The 19,680-nt window shown below is 51.2% G+C and carries 16 protein-coding genes and 2 riboswitches; of the genes, 3 read left to right on the top strand and 13 right to left on the bottom strand.

Features of this window, described 5'->3' with window-relative positions:
• Positions 1–24: 24 nt before the first annotated feature.
• From LTAR_RS14145 to LTAR_RS14085, 13 genes are all read right to left on the bottom strand, one after another.
• Positions 25–282 carry a hypothetical protein gene (locus LTAR_RS14145; RefSeq protein WP_062422913.1) on the bottom strand — a complete coding sequence of 86 codons (258 nt, stop codon included), beginning with the start codon at positions 280–282 and terminating at the stop codon, positions 25–27.
• A 264-nt stretch (positions 283–546) separates the two neighbouring features.
• Positions 547–2,022 (bottom strand): IMP dehydrogenase, encoded by a 1,476-nt coding sequence (gene guaB / locus LTAR_RS14140; protein WP_062422912.1) that lies wholly within the window; start codon positions 2,020–2,022, stop codon positions 547–549.
• A gap of 18 nt (positions 2,023–2,040) precedes the next feature.
• Positions 2,041–3,540, bottom strand: coding sequence for a bifunctional phosphoribosylaminoimidazolecarboxamide formyltransferase/IMP cyclohydrolase (gene purH / locus LTAR_RS14135; protein WP_062422911.1), 1,500 nt, complete (start codon positions 3,538–3,540; stop codon positions 2,041–2,043).
• Positions 3,533–4,138, bottom strand: a complete 606-nt coding sequence (gene purN, locus LTAR_RS14130; RefSeq protein ID WP_062422910.1) for a phosphoribosylglycinamide formyltransferase — start codon at positions 4,136–4,138, stop codon at positions 3,533–3,535. Before purN ends, purH begins: the two co-directional genes overlap by 8 nt.
• A complete protein-coding gene (gene purD / locus LTAR_RS17305; protein ID WP_158423449.1) occupies positions 4,135–6,411 on the bottom strand; it encodes a phosphoribosylamine--glycine ligase in 2,277 nt (758 codons plus the stop codon). Before purD ends, purN begins: the two co-directional genes overlap by 4 nt.
• A gap of 15 nt (positions 6,412–6,426) precedes the next feature.
• Positions 6,427–7,842 (bottom strand): amidophosphoribosyltransferase, encoded by a 1,416-nt coding sequence (gene purF, locus LTAR_RS14120; protein ID WP_062422909.1) that lies wholly within the window; start codon positions 7,840–7,842, stop codon positions 6,427–6,429.
• Between the two features lie 69 nt (positions 7,843–7,911).
• Entirely contained in the window at positions 7,912–8,397 is a 486-nt protein-coding gene (locus LTAR_RS14115) for an AIR carboxylase family protein (RefSeq protein ID WP_062422908.1), read from the bottom strand.
• A complete protein-coding gene (locus tag LTAR_RS14110) occupies positions 8,394–9,401 on the bottom strand; it encodes a phosphoribosylaminoimidazolesuccinocarboxamide synthase (protein ID WP_201776002.1) in 1,008 nt (335 codons plus the stop codon). Before LTAR_RS14110 ends, LTAR_RS14115 begins: the two co-directional genes overlap by 4 nt.
• On the bottom strand, positions 9,385–10,164 hold the full coding sequence (gene purQ, locus LTAR_RS14105; protein WP_062422907.1) for a phosphoribosylformylglycinamidine synthase I: 780 nt from the start codon (positions 10,162–10,164) through the stop codon (positions 9,385–9,387). The genes LTAR_RS14110 and purQ overlap by 17 nt, the downstream gene beginning before the upstream one ends.
• On the bottom strand, positions 10,161–13,094 hold the full coding sequence (gene purL, locus LTAR_RS14100) for a phosphoribosylformylglycinamidine synthase subunit PurL (RefSeq protein ID WP_081419999.1): 2,934 nt from the start codon (positions 13,092–13,094) through the stop codon (positions 10,161–10,163). The genes purQ and purL overlap by 4 nt, the downstream gene beginning before the upstream one ends.
• A gap of 138 nt (positions 13,095–13,232) precedes the next feature.
• Positions 13,233–14,639, bottom strand: coding sequence for an adenylosuccinate lyase (gene purB / locus LTAR_RS14095; RefSeq protein ID WP_062422906.1), 1,407 nt, complete (start codon positions 14,637–14,639; stop codon positions 13,233–13,235).
• A 194-nt stretch (positions 14,640–14,833) separates the two neighbouring features.
• Positions 14,834–15,475, bottom strand: coding sequence for a putative sortase (locus LTAR_RS14090; RefSeq protein WP_062422905.1), 642 nt, complete (start codon positions 15,473–15,475; stop codon positions 14,834–14,836).
• A gap of 72 nt (positions 15,476–15,547) precedes the next feature.
• Positions 15,548–15,636: riboswitch (cyclic di-GMP riboswitch) on the bottom strand.
• Between the two features lie 97 nt (positions 15,637–15,733).
• A riboswitch (cyclic di-GMP riboswitch) is annotated at positions 15,734–15,825 on the bottom strand.
• A 138-nt stretch (positions 15,826–15,963) separates the two neighbouring features.
• Complete coding sequence (locus tag LTAR_RS14085; RefSeq protein ID WP_062422904.1) at positions 15,964–16,647, bottom strand: putative sortase; 684 nt, start codon at positions 16,645–16,647, stop codon at positions 15,964–15,966.
• A gap of 426 nt (positions 16,648–17,073) precedes the next feature.
• Between LTAR_RS14085 and LTAR_RS14080 the strand changes: the two genes are divergently transcribed.
• The 3 genes from LTAR_RS14080 (at position 17,074) to LTAR_RS14070 (ending at position 19,679) form a co-directional block, all read left to right on the top strand.
• Positions 17,074–18,117, top strand: coding sequence for an NBR1-Ig-like domain-containing protein (locus LTAR_RS14080; protein ID WP_062422903.1), 1,044 nt, complete (start codon positions 17,074–17,076; stop codon positions 18,115–18,117).
• A 79-nt stretch (positions 18,118–18,196) separates the two neighbouring features.
• Entirely contained in the window at positions 18,197–18,580 is a 384-nt protein-coding gene (locus LTAR_RS14075) for a VOC family protein (RefSeq protein ID WP_062422902.1), read from the top strand.
• Between the two features lie 7 nt (positions 18,581–18,587).
• Complete coding sequence (locus LTAR_RS14070) at positions 18,588–19,679, top strand: tRNA-ribosyltransferase family protein (RefSeq protein ID WP_062422901.1); 1,092 nt, start codon at positions 18,588–18,590, stop codon at positions 19,677–19,679.
• Position 19,680 lies beyond the last annotated feature (1 nt).

Genomic DNA, 19,680 nt, shown 5'->3' with positions numbered 1-19,680 from the left:
AAATCTTCCCGTCTCCGGTTGCTTCTACCGGCGCTCTGCCGCGATATTGCTCCATCCATGTAAAATCAACCCATTCCCGGTTGCCTTGTCACTACATGCCCCCGGTAGAAGCAGGCGGAAATGATGTCTCTTCTCTACCCTTGGAAACGTACCGCCTGCTTCTACCCTGCCCAACGGAACGGTGATTTTGCAGGGTAGAAGCAACCGGAAGGCATCCTGTCTGAATAAAATCTTCCCGTCTCCGGTTGCTTCTACCGGCGCTTTGCCGCGATATTGCTCCATCCATGTAAAACCAACCTATTCTCCGGTGCCTTGTCCCAACATGCCACGGTAGAAGCAGGCGGAAATGCTGTCTCTTCTCCATGCTTGGAAACGTACCGCCTGCTTCTACCCTGCCCAACGGAACGGTGATTTTGCAGGGTAGAAGCAACCGAAAATTTGGACTAACCAGAATGAAAACTTCCCTGTTTTCTGAACCAAACAGGGAAGTTTATTATCCGATAGAGCCACCCATCTCGATTTCTTCGAAATGGAGATGGCTCGAAATCAATCTCCGCGCTGATAATTCGGCGCTTCACGTGTGATCGTGATATCGTGCGGATGACTTTCGATCAGCCCGGCTCCGGTGATGCGCACCAGATTGGTTTTCTTGTACAACTGCTCCAGATCCTCCGCACCGGCATAACCCATGCCCGAACGCAGGCCGCCTACCAGTTGGTAGATGAACTCATTCAGCGGACCTTTGAACGGCACCATGCCCTCCACACCTTCGGGGACAAGCTTGCCGCCCTGTGATCCATAGCGGTCCTTGCCGTATCCCTGCAGGGCGCCCATGGAGCCCATGCCGCGGTATGACTTGAACTGGCGGCCGCCATAAAGGATCTCTTCGCCAGGGGCTTCCTGCAAACCGGCCAGCAGACTGCCCAGCATGACGGTGTTCGCCCCGGCCACAATCGCCTTGACGATATCCCCGCTGTACTTGATTCCGCCATCAGCAATCACCGGGATGTTCTTCGGGCGGGCTACTTTCGCACAGCGGTAGACAGCCGTCAACTGCGGCATGCCGGTGCCCGAGATGATGCGGGTGGTGCAAATGGAACCCGCACCCACGCCCACCTTGATGGCGTCCGCGTCGGCATCAATCAATGCTTCGGTGCCTTCTTCGGTCACCACATTGCCGGCGATGACTGGCAAATTCTTCTGAACAGCCTTAATGCGTTTGATGGCTTTGATCACACCGGCGGTATGGCCATGAGCGGTGTCAATCACCACCACATCTACACCTTTTTCGATCAGGCCTTCAACACGCTCTTCGAGATCAGCACCCACACCGACCGCCGCACCCACCAGCAGGCGGCCGTGCTCGTCTTTGGCCGCGTTGGGGAATTGCATCCGTTTCTGAATATCTTTAACGGTGATCAACCCTTTCAGGTGACCATCTTCATCCACCAGGGGCAGCTTTTCAATGCGATGCTGTTTGAGAATCTCTTTGGCCTGGTCCAGTGTGGTGTCAATTTTCGCCACCACCAGATTATCTGATGTCATGAACTCTGTTACCGGGCGGTACATATCCGCCGCTTCGGTGAAGCGCGTGTCACGGTTGGTCAGAATGCCCACCAACCGATTGGTCGCCAGGTCCACCACAGGCACACCACTGATATGGAATCGCGCCATGATCTCTTCTGCTTCCGCCAGCGTGGCGGTAGGCGGCAGAGTGATGGGATCCATGATCATGCCAGATTCAGAGCGTTTGACCTTCTCCACCTCAAGCGCCTGTTCGGCGGGCGGCATGTTGCGGTGCATGATGCCGATACCGCCCTCGCGGGCCAGCGCGATGGCCAGCCGTGATTCGGTGACGGTATCCATGGCGGCGGAAAGGATGGGGATGTTAAGTTGAATATCACGAGTCAGCGGGGCATGCACGTCCACTTCGGAAGGCAAAACTTCGCTGTAACCGGGTTCGATCAGCACATCATCAAATGTCAAACTTTCAGACTGCTCAAAAATGTTTTTCTTCGCCATTCTACCTTCCATCAACTATTAGTGTCTGAAATGCCGGAAACCGGTGACCACCATGCTAAGTCCAAGTTTGTTGCACAGGTCGATCGATATCTGGTCACGGATGGAACCGCCGGGATGCACAATGGCAGTGATTCCAGCTTTCGCCGCTTCCTCAACAGAATCAGGGTACGGGAAGAACGCATCCGAAGCCATCACGGCACCCTTTGCCTTATCTCCGGCATGTCTTGCGGCGATGCGCACACAATCAACCCGGTTGGGTTGGCCGCCACCAATGCCAACAGTGGTTTCACCTTTGGCGAAAACGATCGAATTGGATTTCACATACTGGCAGGCAACCCAGGCAAACTTCATGGCGGCCATTTCCTCCGCCGTGGGTTGTTTATCCGTCACCACTTTCCAGCCGCTCTGGTCAGGATCGCCCAGGTCCACCTGCTGGCGCAACACTCCGCGCATTACAGAACGGTATTCCACCTTCGGCTCGATTTCCAGATCCGGCATTTCAATCAGCCGGGCATTCTTCTTTTTCGCAAAGAGCTCGAGGGCGGCGGGTTCATACCCGGGGGCGATGATACATTCCACGAACAGGTCTTTAATGGCTTCGGCTGTCGCGGCAGTGATGGGACGGTTGGCGGCAATGATACCGCCATACGCCGAAACTGTGTCACATTCATAGGCGGCTTTATAGGCTTCCGCCTGATCGTCATTGGAGGCCACACCGCAGGGGGTGAGGTGTTTGACAATGACAATGCTGGTTTTCTTGTAGCTGACCACCGTCCGCCAGGCAGCATCGAGGTCCAGCAGGTTGTTATACGAGAGTTCCTTACCCTGCAAGACTTTCCCGCCCAGGGGTGTGTCTCCAGGATGATACCCCAACAGAACAGCCGATTGGTGCGGATTCTCCCCATACCGTAAAGATTGGACCGGATAGAGTTCCAGAGTCTCGCCTTGCCCACCGTCAAGGTAACGGCTGATCGCCTGGTCATAGTGCGAGGTTAACCGAAAACCTTTCAATGCCAGACTCCTTCGGGTAGCTTCATCAAGATTCTTTCGAGTTAATCTGTCTAAAACCATGTTGTAATCGGAGGGATCACAAACCAGGGTGACCCGGTCATGATTTTTAGCCGCCGCCCGGATCAACGCCACACCTCCGATGTCAATCTGCTCAATGGCTTCCGCCAGAGTAACATCTGGTTTGGCCACGGTAGCTTCAAATGGATAGAGGTTGACGGCTACCAGATCTATGTAATCCCAGCCAAGCGAATGGAGCTGATTGAGATCATCCTCAGTGTTACGGGCCAGCAACCCGCCGTGAATGGCCGGATGCAGGGTTTTTACCCGTCCACCCAGAATTTCCGGTGAGCCGGTGTAATCTGCCACTTCGGTAACTTTCAGGTTATTCTGCATGAGCAGCTTTGCTGTTCCCCCGGAAGCCAGTAAATCCCAACCAAGGTTAATCAATCCACGGGCAAAATCCACCAGACCTGTTTTGTCGTACACCGAGAGTAATGCTTTAGGCATCTTCTTCCTCCATTTGATTGATCAATTGCTGTATTGTTTTGACTAAAAGTTCATGTTCGCAGGCATGGACTCGCATTTCCAATTCTTCCAGCGTATCGGACGGCCGAATCTCAACAATCTGCTGGTTGATGATCGGGCCGATATCGACACCTTCATCTGGCACATAATGCACCATAATTCCGGTATATTTGATCTCTCCCCGGTGATAGGCTTCGTAGGCTCGTTCGATGGCATCCACCCCGGGAAACATGCCCGGCAGGGCTGGATGCAAATTGATCACTCGGCCTGGAAACCGGCCAAGAAAATTCAGGGTTAACAGGCGCATCCAGCCCGCCAGTACGATCAAATCTGGTTGGTATCCAGCCACCAGGTTGGCCAGTTCGGTATCATACTCTGCCCGATTCTGATCGCTACGTCGGGATTTGACCACAGCCGGAACGCCTGCCTTTCGGGCCCGTTCCAGGCCATATGCATCTTTCTTATTGGAGATGACCGCCCTCACTTCTGCCGGGAGTTCTCCTGTCGATATGGCATCCAGAATCGCCTGCAAATTCGAACCGTTCCCCGAGATGAGAACCACCAGTCCGGCCTGCGTCATTGAATCACCACCTCGGAACGATTCCCTTTCCGCAATTCGCCAATCCGCCAGACAGGTTCCGTTACAGTCGATCTGACGGCTGCCCAGACATCCGGCCGAATGACGGCCACCAGACCAATCCCCATATTGAATACGCGGTACATTTCCCGCTCCTCAATATTCCCCTGCTGTTGCATCCACTTGAACAGCGTCGGCTGGGGCCAGGTTGACCGGTCCACCACAGCCTGAAGGCCTTCCGGCAGCATGCGTGGGATGTTCTCAATAAATCCACCACCTGTGATGTGGGCCATGCCTTTAATCATAGGCAATACCGGCCCCACCACATTCAGGTAAGAACGATGGGGGGCCAGCAGGGCATCTGCCAGAGAGGATTTCAGGGATTCGTTATATGCCAGTAAGTCTTCACCTTCACACAATTTTCGTATCAAGGAATAGCCATTGGTATGAGGCCCGCTGGAGGCAAACCCAATCAGGATGTCACCCGCCTGCATAGACGGTTGATCCGGCAAAATTTTCCCCCTTTCCACTATACCAACAATGGTACCAGCCACATCAAACGCATTTTCCTGATACACACCGGGCATTTCAGCCGTTTCACCGCCCAACAACACACACCCGGCTGCTTTGCAGGCATCTGCCATGCCAGAGACGATTTCCGCTGCCACGCCGGGATTCAATTTTGCTGTGGCGAAATAATCAAGGAAAAACAACGGCCGGGCACCCTGTACCAGAATATCATCAATGCAATGATTAACAATATCCTCGCCAATGCCGTGATAGCGTCCCAGCCGGGCAGCCAGTTCCACTTTTGTGCCAACACCATCTGTAGAGGCTACCAGAACCGGTTGCTTTCCAAGATCCGCGGCATCAAACAACCCGCCAAATGCCCCAATCCCGGCCAGCACACGTGATGTGTAGGTTTCCATTACACTGGCTTTCATCAACTCGACAGCCCGGTTTCCGGCATCAATATCTACCCCGGCAGATTGATACGCAATCGAGCGATTCAATCGAACCAGCCCTTTGTGCCCGATATCCTTTCGGTAATGCATACCTTCAAATGAAATAGATTCAATGGCAAGGTACGCCCGTTCTATGGCTTCAGCCAGACCGCTTCCCCAGCAGGTCACGCCGAGTACCCGGCCGCCGGCATTCACCAGTTGACCATCATCAAGCCGGGTTCCGGCATGGAAAACCACACCGTTTTCCATCCTTAAATCCAATCCCTTGATGGGATAACCGGTTTCTGAATGTACCGGATATCCGGCGGAAACTAACTCGACACAAACCGCAGCACCATCAGTCCAGGAAACCGTCTGATTATGCAGCTCGCCCTTTACGCAGGCCTGAAATATACCCAGCAGATCGCTCTGTAATAAGGGAAGAATGGCCTGGGTTTCCGGGTCTCCAAACCGGGCATTAAATTCCAGCACCCTGGGACCGTCTTTCGTCACCATCAGCCCGGCATACAACACACCAATATACGGGTGACCCTCTGCCCGAAGACCGTCAAGAACCGGCTGCAATACTGTACGTGTTACTTCAACTATTTGATCAGAAGTCAACACCGGGGCAGGAGCATATGCACCCATCCCGCCGGTATTTGGACCTTCATCATCATCCATCAGACGTTTATGATCTTGTGCTGGCGGCATGGTGACCAGTGTATTGCCGTCGCAAAAAGCCAGCAGGGAGACTTCTTCCCCTTCCAACCGTTCTTCAATGATGACTTCCTCACCGGCATTGCCAAACTGCCGGTCGACCATGATGGCACGAAGGATTTCCACCCCTTCATCCACTGTCTGCGGGAGGAAAACGCCCTTCCCTGCTGCCAGGCCGGATGCCTTGATGACGAACGGGTGTTGAATTGACCGAAGATGATAGCAGGCTTCCCTGAAATGGGAGAAAACCGCAAAACCGGCCGTGGGTATCCCCTGCCGCTGCATAAATTGTTTGGCAAAACGTTTGGATGTCTCGATTTTGGCCGCGTATTGTGACGGGCCAAATACAGCAATGCCGTTGGCGCGCAGCCGATCGCTCACCCCGGCTGCCAGAGACGCCTCTGGTCCAATCACCACCAGGTCAATTTTTTCACGGATGGCTGCCGCTACAATTCCGGCGCTGTCTTCCACATCCAACGGAATCAGTTCTCCCAGATCGGCCATACCGGGATTTCCGGGCGCGATAAAGAGCCGATCGCACAATGGTGACTGACGGACTTTCCAGGCTATGGCATGTTCTCTTCCACCTGAACCAACAATCAAAACATTCATGCGGCAGCTCCTTAATTATTCCCCGATAGATTGTTCAAATCCGGTTTTGGTCATACCAATCGTAGGAGGGATGGGGTACAGACCGGTAAAACAGGCATTGCAATACCCCTCTTCGCGACCTATGGCAGACATCATTCCTTGCAATGAAAGATACGATAAAGAATCCGCACCCACCTTCCGGCAAATCTCATCCACGGTACAGCGGTGGGCGATCAGTTCGTCATACGTTCCCATATCAACACCCATGAAACAGGGATGTTTGATGGGCGGACAGGTAATACGCAGATGCACCTCTTTGACTCCCGCTGCTTTCAATAATTGGATCAACGGACCGGTTGTATTCCCCCGCACGATGGAATCATCTACCATGACCACCCGTTTATCCAGTACATTCTCCATGATGACGTTGTATTTCAGGGCAATGCCAAGCTGCCGGAGGGAATCATTGGGTTCAATGAATGTCCGCCCGATATACCGGTTCTTTATAAAGCCGTCATTGTACGGAATACCAGATTCCCGGGAAAAACCAATGGCTGCGGGGATGGAAGAATCGGGTACAGGAATAACCACATCGGCTTCCACAGGCGATTCTTTCGCCAGGTTTTCACCCAGACGCTGCCGGATGGCGTGAACGCTTTTGCCGTCAAAAACATTATCTGGCCGCGAGAAATAAATGTTCTCAAAGGTGCAAAAAGCAGTTTGCTCGGGAATTGGAACGGCCTGGAAGGCTATCATGGCTGTATTGCTCAATGCAATGATTTCACCTGGCAGCACCTCGCGGTACGCTTCACATCCCAGGGTCCGCAGTGCGCCCACCTCGGAAGCCGCCACATGACCACCTCCGGGCAGCATGCCCACATTCAGCGGATGAAAACCCCAGGGGTCGCGCACAGCAAACACCTGGTCGCGGGTCAAAATAACCAGCGAGAAAGCACCTTTCCAGTGCAGAATGGCATCTTTGAGACGGTCAAACCAGGTATCACCTTTAGAGCAGGCCAGCATCATAGTCATCACCTCTGTATCTGACGTGGATGACAGGCCGATGCCCTTCTTCAATAATTCCTGCCTTAATTCCGCCGCATTGATCAGGTTGCCGTTATGGGCCAGCGCAATGGGGCCATATTGTGTATCGATCAGGAATGGCTGGGCATTGCGTGCTGACGACGATCCCGTGGTGGAATAGCGGGTATGCCCGATGGCAAAATCACCCTTGATCTTCGAGAGCGTGAGTGGGTCAAAGACCTGTGAGACCAGTCCAATATCCTTATGCAGGCGCAATGTCTGGCCGTCAGAAACGGCGATACCGGCTGCTTCCTGTCCGCGGTGCTGCAGTGCAGACAGGCCAAAGTAAGCCATGCGCGCTACATCTTCTTTTGGAGCAAAAATTCCCAGAACACCACACTCTTCTTCAGGCGAATCTTCCCGGAACATATTCAATTCACCACTCTTTATCAGGAAATTTGATGAGGAAAAAACTCAACCGGTCATAATGACCGGGAATCAACCTTCAACATTTAATGCCGTATCATCATCCAGAATTTTTTGCCGGGCAGAATCTTGAAACTCTTTTACAGCTTCACGAATATCAGGGTCTGATAAGGCAAAGATTTTGGCTGCCAGCAGGGCCGCATTGGCCGGATCGAGTACGACCGCCGGAGCAATACCAGATGGCATACTTAATGAGGAAAAGATATCCGCTCCCCCAAATTTCTCGGGAATGGGCGGACAGGCAATCACCGGTGATATCACCGCTCCATCAGTGAAACCGGAGAGGGCATTACTACGCCCTGCAATGGTGACATAAACCTTGGGGCGCGGGTCAGATTCATACATTTTCAGCAAATTAAGCACATGCGTGGCCGTCTTATGGGCTGAACCGATATGCATTTTCACATCCATTCCCATCGGACGGGCAGCCTCAGCCACGGCATCAGCCTGTTTCCGGTCAGCCTGTGAACCCATCAAAATGACCAACAACGGCTTCATTGAATATATCCTCCTTTCCGCAGATTTTCGATCAAACGCGGATTGACAGGGTAATTGCCCGGTAAGAATTCTCTCCCGGTCAGTTTTTCGTAAATAGCTATATACCGCCGGCTGGCCTGAAGCCATAGCTCAGGTTCAACAACCGGCGGCTGACCATCGCCACGGTAACCGCGGTCGGCATAATAGATGCGGATGAATTCTTTGTCAAAGTTTTCCGGTTCTTCTCCGGCTGCAAACCGTTCGGCATAGGTGTCTTTTTTCCAGAAACGGGACGAATCCGGCGTATGCACCTCATCAATCAATAAGATCTGTCCATCGGTGGATCGCCCGAATTCATATTTCGTATCCACCAGGATCATATCCGCCTGTTCGGCTATCTGTTGCCCCAGTTTGAATATGGATAAAGCGGCTGATTGGATCTGATCCCAGTCTGACTTGTTCAAATATCCTTTTTCCACCACCTCCAGGCAGGTCAGGCGTTCATCATGACCGGTCACACCGCCCTTGGTCGTGGGGGTGATGATGGGTTCAGGAAGCACTTGATTCTTCTTCAATCCTTCGCCGAAGGTATATCCGTAAATGGAGCGCTCTCCCAGTGAATATCTGTGCCACAATGCCGTACTGGTCACTCCGGTGATGTATCCACGCACAATCACTTCGATCGGGAAAGGAGTGACTTCTTTCACTACTGCAGCATTGGGGTCGGGTATCGAGAGGATATGATTCCCAATCAGCCCGGTCGTTTGTTCAAACCACCAGGCTGACAGCTGGTTAAGTACCTGCCCTTTATACGGCACAACCGCCAGATTGCGGTCAAAAGCTGAAAGTCTGTCTGTTGTGACAATCAACCGGCGCTGATCGGGCAGGGAATACCAATCACGCACCTTCCCGGCATTTCGTTCGGGCAGGGGAAGGTTGCTGGCTTCAAAAGCGTTCGATAGCAAAGAAAGAATGGCATCATCAGACAGCGTCAAGGCAGCCTCCTGTTCAAGATTGACTGGCATAACGAACGCCATTAATAAATAATGGCAGCCCAAAGTGATCCGGCCGATTGGCACGGTCAGGGGTTTGATACGGGAAAATGTTGTTTTCTGGATGGGGCATCAACCCGAGCACATTGCCCTGTTGATTGCATATTCCGGCAATATCACGAATGGATCCGTTGGGATTCATGGGATATTTGCCATCTGCCAGTGCCCCATCAGGATATGTATAAAGTAGAGCCACCTGATCTTGTTGAAAGAGTGTTTCGGCATATCCCGGGTCGCTCACCTGAAAATTGCCTTCTCCATGCGCCACCGGACAATCAATCAATGCTGTTAAACCCTGTGTCCAGAGGCATTTTTGAGATACCGGTTTCAATGTCACCCAGCGGCATTCAAAATGATTGCTCTGATTGAATGTCAATGTGGCTTTCTGTCTTTCTCCAGCCATGCGCATTTCCGGCAGGATGCCTGATTTAACCAGCGCCTGAAAACCATTACAGATTCCGATGACCGGTTTCCCGGCTGCCAGAAAGTTCTGCACCTGTCCGGTGAAATATGCCGTTAGGTCAAGAGCAAAAAGCCGGCCGGCGCCCAGAGCATCAGCGTACGAAAACCCGCCGGGTATGATCAGCATCTGGTAAGCAGACCAATCCACATTTGATTCGCGCAGATATTTTACCGGATAGATGGTCGTTTCCGCTCCGGCCAGTTCCAATGCATCAGACACATCGTGGTCGCGGTTTGTTCCAGAGGCAAACAGAATCAATGCTTTTGGTTTCATGCTGTCTGCCCTCCAATGACACCCTCTTTCCAGGCAAGTAGCAAGTCAGATATGCCAACTGTCAGCAGGTTTTCTTTACAATGATTAATCACAAGTTCCGGTGAAGAATGCACGATGCCAATCTGCCGGAAGGGATTTGTCTGCATGACATTTTCAAATTCCGACTGGCTGTCTGGCGATACTTCCACAAGCAGGCAACCGCTCGTCTCACCAAAGAGACATCTTAATGGGTCTGTATCATCACCCAGATCAATCTGTAGTCCCAGACGGCCGCCCATGCACATTTCTGCTGCCGCCACCGCCAGTCCGCCTTCACTCAGGTCATGGCAGGCAGCTGCCAGTCGTTTAGAAACGGCGGTATAGAATGCCCGATATACGGCAGGATTGCCAGGACTGCAAACCGGTATCCCTTCTTCAACAGGCGATTCAGGATGGATCAGGTTAAAATGGCTGCCTCCAAATCCCGGTTGAAAATCGCCCACAAGGTATAGCAGATCACCGGGCTTCTTCAAATCCATGGTCAACGCCTGCTCCCAATCAGGCATCCATCCCAGGGCTGAAATCACCAGTGTAGGCGGAATGGAATGCCGGTTGCCATCAGAACCCAGATATTCATTATTGAAAGAGTCTTTTCCAGAAATAAATGGCGTTTCATAATGCAGCGCCGTGTCATAACAGGCCTGGGCAGATTGCACCAGATCGCCCATCACCTCCGGCCGGGTGGGATCACCCCAGCAGAAATTGTCTAAAACGGCAATTCGGGTCGGGTCAGCCCCACAGGCGACGGCGTTTCGGATGGCTTCATCCATCACCAGTTGGGTCATTTCATACGGGGCTTGCTTGCCATATTCCGGATTCAGTCCATTGGAAAGGACAAATGCCTGTTTTCCGTCACAACCTGCCGGTTTAATCACGCTGCCGTCTGACGGCCCGTCATGCATCACACCGCTCAGTGGTTTGACTACAGTTCCTCCCTGCACCTCATGATCATACACGCGGATGATGTGCTCTTTTGATTTAATATTTGGATGCGCCAGTAGTTTAAGAAGTGTGGTTGAATAATCGATATCAAGAACCTGACTGTCTTCATTCTGCCAGCCAGGTTCAAATTCAGGTGCCCGCACATGAGCCCGGTACTGCCGCTGTGGCAGACCGTTATGTAAAAATTCATTATCCAAATCCAAAACAAGATTTGAACCGAAAAATACGCGTATTCGACCGCTCTGATTGAATGTACCGATATCCGTCAAAGAAACATCGTACAAATCGCACAGATTCTTTAATTCAGCCAGGTTTTTGTCTGGAACAGCAACCACCATGCGCTCCTGGGCCTCAGACAGCCAGATTTCCCAGGGAACCAGCCCCGGATATTTCAGGGGTACATCTGCCAGCTGGATATCACCACCGCATTCTGATGCCATCTCTCCAACAGCCGATGACAATCCACCCGCCCCGCAATCGGTTATGGCATGATATAAACCGCGGTCCCGCGCCGGGACGATGACATCCACCAGACCTTTTTCCACAATGGGTGCTCCAATTTGAACAGAGGCTCCGGAAACCTCGCCAGTCTGGGCATCCATAGTCATCGATGAGAAAGTTGCCCCCCGAAGACCGTCACGGCCGGTCCGTCCACCCAGCAGAATAATGTGATCACCCGGTTGAATGCCGTGCGGGTTGGATCCTTTCGGAGCAATTCCAATGCTCCCGCAAAAAACAAGCGGGTTGGCCACAAATCCAGGGTCATACCAGACCGAGCCGTTCACGGTGGGTATGCCCATTTTGTTGCCGTAATCTTCTATACCGGCCACCACCCCTGAAGCGATCCGCCGGGGGTGCAGAACACCTTCCGGCAGATCCTCCAGGTGCAAATCCTGCGGGCCGAAACACAGGATATCGGTGGATGCAATCGGTTTAGCTGAAACACCAATAACATCCCGGATCACCCCGCCAATGCCAGTATTGGCACCGCCAAAGGGTTCTATGGCAGATGGATGGTTGTGTGTTTCTACCTTGAATGAGATCTCATTTTTGCCGTCAAACTCTACAATTCCGGCATTTTCTTTGAAAGAAGAGAGCACCCAGCAGGCATTAATATTGCGGGTGGCTGCTCGGATGGTTTGATTGAAAAGGTGATTGTATTCCATCGGAAAGGTATGGGTATTCTCATCATCCTGTTCCACAATCACCTTCGATTTGAATGTCTTGTGAACACAATGCTCACTCCAGGTCTGTGCCAGCATCTCAAATTCGATGTCCGTCAGGTCGCGCTGCTCCCTGTCGCAGTACGCCTGGATGGCCTGCATTTCCTCAAGGCTCAATGCAGCCCGGCGGTCAGCAGAGACTGCCAGTAATCCAGCCGGGTCCAACCCACGGAGATGAATATGTTCAACAGCTCCATTGGCTTCGGTTGCTTCGGTAAATGACGGCATGATCGTACCCAGCGCGTATCGCTGAATGACCGCATTAGAAAACAAACGCTCCGCCAGTTGGCGGAGCAGAGATTCGTTGACATTTTCCCCTTTAACAAAAAAGCGCAGCCCGGTGCAGGCAGCGCTTATTCCTTTTACTCCTATCATACCGGCAGCCCGAACAATCTGCTCGGCGGCTGGATCGGTGACTCCGGGGCGCAGAGCCACCTCAATGATGCCAGGAATTACTTTCATTACCTCCCGGCTGTCGGCAGACATATCTTCAAGGATATCTGCCTCCACCTGGTGAGTGACCGGATCATGGAGCAAGCGGTCTGCCAGTGATTTCATATCACCTTCCGATAACTCACCCCGTACAAAGTACAGGTCACTGCACTCTATTTCTTTCACGCCGGTCAGCCCAAGGGCATGCGCGTCACTTAAGTACCCTCTGGATCGGGGATCAGATTTACTTCTGGGTTTGATGATAAAACGGTACGTCTTAATACTGTTTCTCATTGCCACGAACCCCCGGTTCTGATCAAGTTAGCCGGGAAGATTGTAATAGAAACGCCGATATTTGTCCAGAGAAATATATGACAAATTGCGTACCGATTTATGATTAAGGGATTAATTCACATTCGCATTCGAAATACCTCAATCCGCCTCACCGCCGTTGCCGATCACCATACGAATTCGGGCTGCCATATCACGTGTGGCCTGCGCGGCAATACCGGTATAGGAAGATACATCTGAAAGCCGGGCAATTTCATCCGCCGAAATCCATTTCAGAATTTCATCATCCGACTGCAATTGCCTGATTAACGGATTAGGCTGGCTGATTTGTACCGCCAGCCAGGCAGCCAAAGCATGTTCGCGAAGGCGTTCATGCATTTTCTGACGGTCTCCACCCTGCCGGGCGGCCGCCATCATAATCCGTTCGGTACAGGCAAAGGGGGCATAGATTTCCAGGTTTCGTCGAATGTTTTCCCGATGGATGGTCATATTTTTAATCAATTTCAGGGTGACGCTCAAAACTTCATCACTAACCAGGAATGCCTCTGGCAGAATCATGCGCCGGTTGGCGCTGTCATCCAGAGTACGTTCAAGCAGAGATTCCGCCGCGTTCTGCCAGGCAACCTGCGGATACACTGCCAGCATACGGGTCAGTGAATCCACTTTTTCCGCATTAATGGGATTACGCTTGAATGGCATCGCCGATGACCCGACCTGTTTTTTCCCGAACTGTTCATTGATCTCACCAATCGTAGGTGATTGAAGCAGACGTAAATCAAAAGCAAGTTTATGCAAAGAAGCTCCCAATCCGGCCAATGCACTAAGCACGGTATAGTCCTGTTTCCGTGTGTACGTCTGTGTGCTGACCGGGAAAAAAGGCAGATCAAGCTCTTTACTCAACAAAGACTCAAACCGGAAATAATTCTCCAGACCCATCAGGTCTCCATACGCAGCCGCCGTGCCAACTGCACCTTTGAACCCTTTACCCTTTATTCCGGCTTTTACATCGCGCAATGTGTCGTAATCTGCCAGCAAGTCCTGGGCATACATAGACAGACGGTAACCCAGTGTGGATGGTTCGGCTGGCTGCAGGTGTGTAAAGGCCATCACCGGCAGATCGGCAGTTTCTTCCATTTTTTCAGCCAGTGAGATTAACACCTCACTTAACAGGGAAAGGACACGATCCAAAGATTGCCGAATACGCAATGCGTCTGTATTATCCTCAATATCCATTGAGGTGGCACCCATGTGAATGACCCCGCCTGCCGTGGGGCACTGGCCGGCAAATGTCTTCAACTCAGACATAAGGTCATGCCGGATTTCCGCCTCGATTTGCAGGGCAGTGTCTATATCAATATCTTCTGCATGAGCTTCGAGCTCGTTCACCTGTGATACAGTCACCAGACCAAACTCAGCCTGGGTGCGCGCCAGAGCCACCCAGAGCCGGCGCCAAAGACGGCGTTTATTGGTTTCACTCCAGATATGACGCATTTCTTCACTGGCATACCGCCAACTTAACGGCGAAAGGTAATTGTCATAATCATTCACAGGTTATTTCCCTCTGGACTTTCTTTCTCAATCTGAAAGACCGGTTCAATTTTCTCTGACCAGATAGCATCAAACCGGCACCCGATGACAATTATAGTAGGTTCAAGCCCCCAATAGAAAAAAGGATGGGGCCGCCGCCAAATGACGGTCCCATCCTAACCAATAATCTTTTTATTTCTTTTTATTATGGAAGATCAGCCTTGCACAGGTTCTGCAATGACGAACAGACGGCCCCAGGAGTCCTGGGTTCCTTCCTGAATGCAGGTCTGCAGGGTCAGGTGATGGTTGCCGGTGTACATGCGGCTGAACAGACCGGCAGCCGATAATTTTTCTTTTGTGTCCAGGTCAATGAAATCGCTTGAAGCGCTTTTGGGTGAGAGAGCCTGGAATCTCTTAATATTGGTAACTTTATATGACTTGATGGTGCCATCACCATACACCACATCAATTTTGTCATCCAGGGCCAGGTCAAAAAAGAACCGGCCGGAAGAAAAGTTGTGTGCCAGCATACCGGTGATGTTATTGTTCGCGGCCATGCTGAATTGGGTAGCCACTCCCTCTACCGGTGAGACAAATCCGGGTTTTCCGGCTGGCTGCTGGATGACGCGAAGTGAAAATACTTCTTCTGCATACAATCCTTTGATTTTTTTCGCATTCCCATCTTTTACAGCTTCGGTGAAATCTTCCAACGACATAAGGTTGGTGATGGATGTTTTGGCATCATCGCTGACTGCCACACCGGTGACGGGGATGGCAAAAGCTGGCGAAGCAACGAACAAAGTAAAAACTGTTGTTACTGTCAGGAAAAAACGATTTATTTTAGAAAAAAGGCCCATGTCAACTCTCTTGACAAAGGCCTGAAATACCTGCTTCTACAGGTGACGCTGATATACAGAAGGTGTTACCATTTCGGTGGTTCGGCGATCATATCCACAAAAGTGAATGTAGACCCGTAACTTTGCGTCCCCGGTTTTCACCGGGTTTGCCTTTGTCGCTTGGTTTGGCTTCCAATTCTGACAAAAAAAGCAACCCCGGGGTGTCAAATATGCCGGGGTTGCAAACGTACATCATACATTAAGGAGTTTCAATCCTTCTTCGGCAACCTGGCAATCATGCCGGTACAGTGACCGGCGACAGACCCATGGCTTTGCGTCTCCGGCTTTTGCCGGATTTGCCATTATCGGAAGAGAAGTTAAGGTACTGGTTTACATCTTTTGTTATCGACAGATTTCAGCAAAAATTTACATTATCTGTCTCAAACTTTGTACGTCATCATTTTACCAAATGGCGCCAAATTACACATAAAACGTCCATAAATATTTCCTTACAACACAGGTTCAGCAAGGAGGAACAGACGTCCCCATTTCCAATTACCATCTTCTTCTATGCAGGTTTGTAAAGTCAAATGCGGGCGACCGGTGTAGACCTGGTTGTATACCTGATCAGCGGTTCTGGTTTCACCCGTTGAAAGATCGATCAGGTCAGATGAAGGGCTTTTTCCATTCTTGGCTTTAAACCGCAGCGTGTCTGTAATTCGATAAGCAACGGATTTTCCATCTCCGTAAATCACATAGACCAGACTGTTTGGTGTAAATGACTCAAACCATTTTCCCGCTGCATAGTTATGAGCCATCAAACCCACTACACCACCAGATGGAAGGCTGAATTGTGTGACCACCCCGTCAACCGGAGATACACCGGTGTTGTCGCCTTTTCCCTGTTGAACAACATACAATCCTTTGAATCCAGGCACAAAAAGGCCGGTTATCTTACCGGCTCTACCATTGGTAACAGCCTGTTTGAATGTTTCAAAGCGAGAATCCTTTTCAGGTGTCGGTTCATCTTTAGGGGAATCTTCTGGAAAATTCGGGGCCACGCTCCCAGTTGGTTTGTCGGCAGGCATTCCATCATCCATATCCAGTGTTACCGGGCAGGCTAACACGGGTGTGGCCGCGGCTAATAAAACCGCACCAGCTACCAGTGCAGCCCGGAAAAGTCTGCTATTCATTTGTCGATCCTCCAGGATTTTGGATCACAGCTCTGGTGAAATCAACAACGTGATCCGGAGTATATTTCTTCCGTGTAAATGTTTACACCGGGGGATTAAATTCACTTAATATCCAGATTAAAAATTTCTAAACCTGCTGGTTTTTGTCAGATTTTTAGAAAGCCGTATGAGGTTCGTAGTCTAATTTTCATCCGGTTTTAAGAAAACAAAGCAAGTTCTCTTTTCGTATAATATCTAGGAAGATGAAATACCTCATTATGCACGCAGGATTTTTCTGTCAAAAAGATGGAAAAAAACGCACGCTGTGATATCATCCACAGTTAAGTTATTGAAATAATGGCGTTCTTCTTGCACCATCTTGCATTTCCTTATTATTGACGGGAACATTTTCGACTGCGATTGCGTCCAAATACAAGGAGGAGCCCTATGCAGCGATTAATCAAATCATTACCTCAGCTAATTCTTGCCGCCCTTATTCTGACGGCATGCAACCTGCCTTTTGGATCATCTTTATCAGAAGCCGATGCAGTCCGAACTTCAGCCGCCAAAACGGTTGAGGTCTTACGGACAGAGGCAGCCAGTTCGAGCGTGGGTGCTGTTACCCTGCCTCCCATTAATACCCTTACACCGCTGTCTCCTGTGACACCACCTACTCAGATGCCGCAGCCAAGTTTCACCCCACCCAACACGTTGATTCCGTCCAAGGTGCCAACAGCCACGTTACAACCAACCTCCACCTTTGTGCCTATTCCCTGTGACCGGGCTGATTTCGTGGCTGATGCCACCATCCCCGATAATACCTATATCGCACCCGGAACCACATTTACGAAAACCTGGACATTGAAAAACTCCGGTTCCTGCACCTGGACGACTGCCTATGCCCTGGTTTTTGCCAGCGGCGAACAGATGGGAGGACAGACGTTAACCAACCTGCCCGGAAATGTTTTGCCCGGTCAGACGATTAACCTGTCTGTCAGTCTGACAGCCCCTTCATCCGCCGGCGCCCATCAGGGATACTGGCGGCTGCAGAATGCGGGTGGCGGCGCGTTCGGCTGGGGCATCAACGGTGATCAGGCCTTCTGGGTTCTAATCAACTCGGGAAGTTCTGCTTCCACAGGAACTACTTCGTCCAGCGGATTTGCGGTCACCAGTGTCACCATTGACGTAAGTCCAAAGACATTAACCACCACCCAGGCGAATTGCGCGGCTGGTGTTAACTATGTCTACACGGCCAACATCACCGCCAGCGCGGCCGGGACAGTGACATATGAATGGCGCAAGACAGATGGAACTGTAATGGCCTCCGATTCACTGGAATATAAATCTGCTGGAACACAGGAAGTTACCTATAACTATTCCTATGTCCAGACCGGAATTGGCAGCTTTGCAAGCCAGCTAGTGCTGTACATTAATAAACCCAACCATCAAACTTTTGCCACCGGCGGCACATTTACATTGACTTGCAATTAGACGTCTCTCTTTAGCCTCAATTGGATTATCGGGGCGGCCCAAAAACCGCCCCGATCCTTATTCAAGAGGAAGAGTCTGTATGCATATCAACCACATCGCATGTTGGACCCAGGATCTGGATCGTCTCGTTGACTTCTATACCCGATACTTTGGCGCAGAAGTTCAACCTCTTTATCAGAATAAAGCCAGGAAGTTTACTTCCCGCTTCCTGGTCTTTCCCGGTGGAAGCCGGCTGGAAATTATGAACCGACCGGACATTCTTCCCAGAAGTACAGATGAACCGCATGTCGGCTACATTCATGTTGCATTTTCTGTAGGCAGCAAAGAAACGGTTGACCATTTGACAAAACAGCTTCAGGCAGATGGTTTTCCACCCATAGACGGGCCGCGATGGACGGGGGATGGATATTACGAATCCACCATTCTCGATCCTGATGGGAACCGGGTAGAAATCACACTATAATTCAAGCGTGACGTCTACTCTTCATCTTCAACATGGCAACCTTCAATTACCGGTTTACATGCCTGATTCCACCCAGGCGGTGGTTCGTTCTGTCGATTCCATTGACCTGGAATCTGTCAAAATCCAATCAGTGGTGATGAATGCCTTTCATTTGATGCAGCACCCCGGTTCCATGACGGTGCAATCATTGGGCGGACTTCACCGCATGAGCGGGTGGACCAGACCGATTGTCACCGATTCGGGTGGATTTCAAGCCTATTCGCTGATCCGGCAAAATCCCAAATATGGCCGGCTGGGAAACGACGGCATTATTTTTCAACCAGAAGGCTCCACCCGCAAGATCAATCTGACCCCGGAGAAATCCATTCAGCTTCAAGTCGGTTTCGGGGCTGATATCGTGATCTGCCTGGATGATTGCACCGATGTGGAAGCCTCACGCGCCGAGCAGGAAACCTCCATCAAACGGACCATCAGTTGGGCTCGCCGCAGCCGCAAAGAATTTGATCGTCTGATGGAACAGAAGAAAATTCCACAGGAAAACCGGCCGCTAATTTTCGGAGTTATCCAGGGTGGAGCAGAAGAAGACCTCCGCCAGGAGTGTGCTTCAGCATTGCTGGATATCGGATTTGACGGTTTCGGTTACGGCGGCTGGCCGATCGATACTGCCGGAGCCCTGTTGGAAGACATCATCGGATTGACCCGGCGTCTTGTGCCGACGCAGTTCCCCATGCACGCTCTGGGTATCGGGCATCCCCTCAACCTGGCAGCCTGCTGGCGTCTGGGTTATGGCCTGTTTGATTGTGCCATGCCCACACGCGATGCCCGGCATGGTCGGCTGTATGCCTTTGAAGACGGTTATAGTCCCGAAAAACAAAGCCTGATGACCACAGTCAACTGGTTGGATTACATTTATTGCACAGATGACCGTTTCATGCGTGATTCACGTCCAATATCAGAAGGGTGCGATTGCCCGGTATGCACCCGATATTCGCGCGGTTACCTGCATCATCTTTTTAAAATAGGTGACAGCTCCTTCCAACGGCTGGCAACTCTGCACAACCTGCGATTTATGACCCGCCTGTGCGAGCTGCTGGCATGAG

This window comes from Leptolinea tardivitalis (genome assembly GCF_001050275.1).
Lineage (GTDB): Bacteria > Chloroflexota > Anaerolineae > Anaerolineales > Anaerolineaceae > Leptolinea > Leptolinea tardivitalis.
This window is presented reverse-complemented; position numbering and strand designations above follow the sequence as displayed.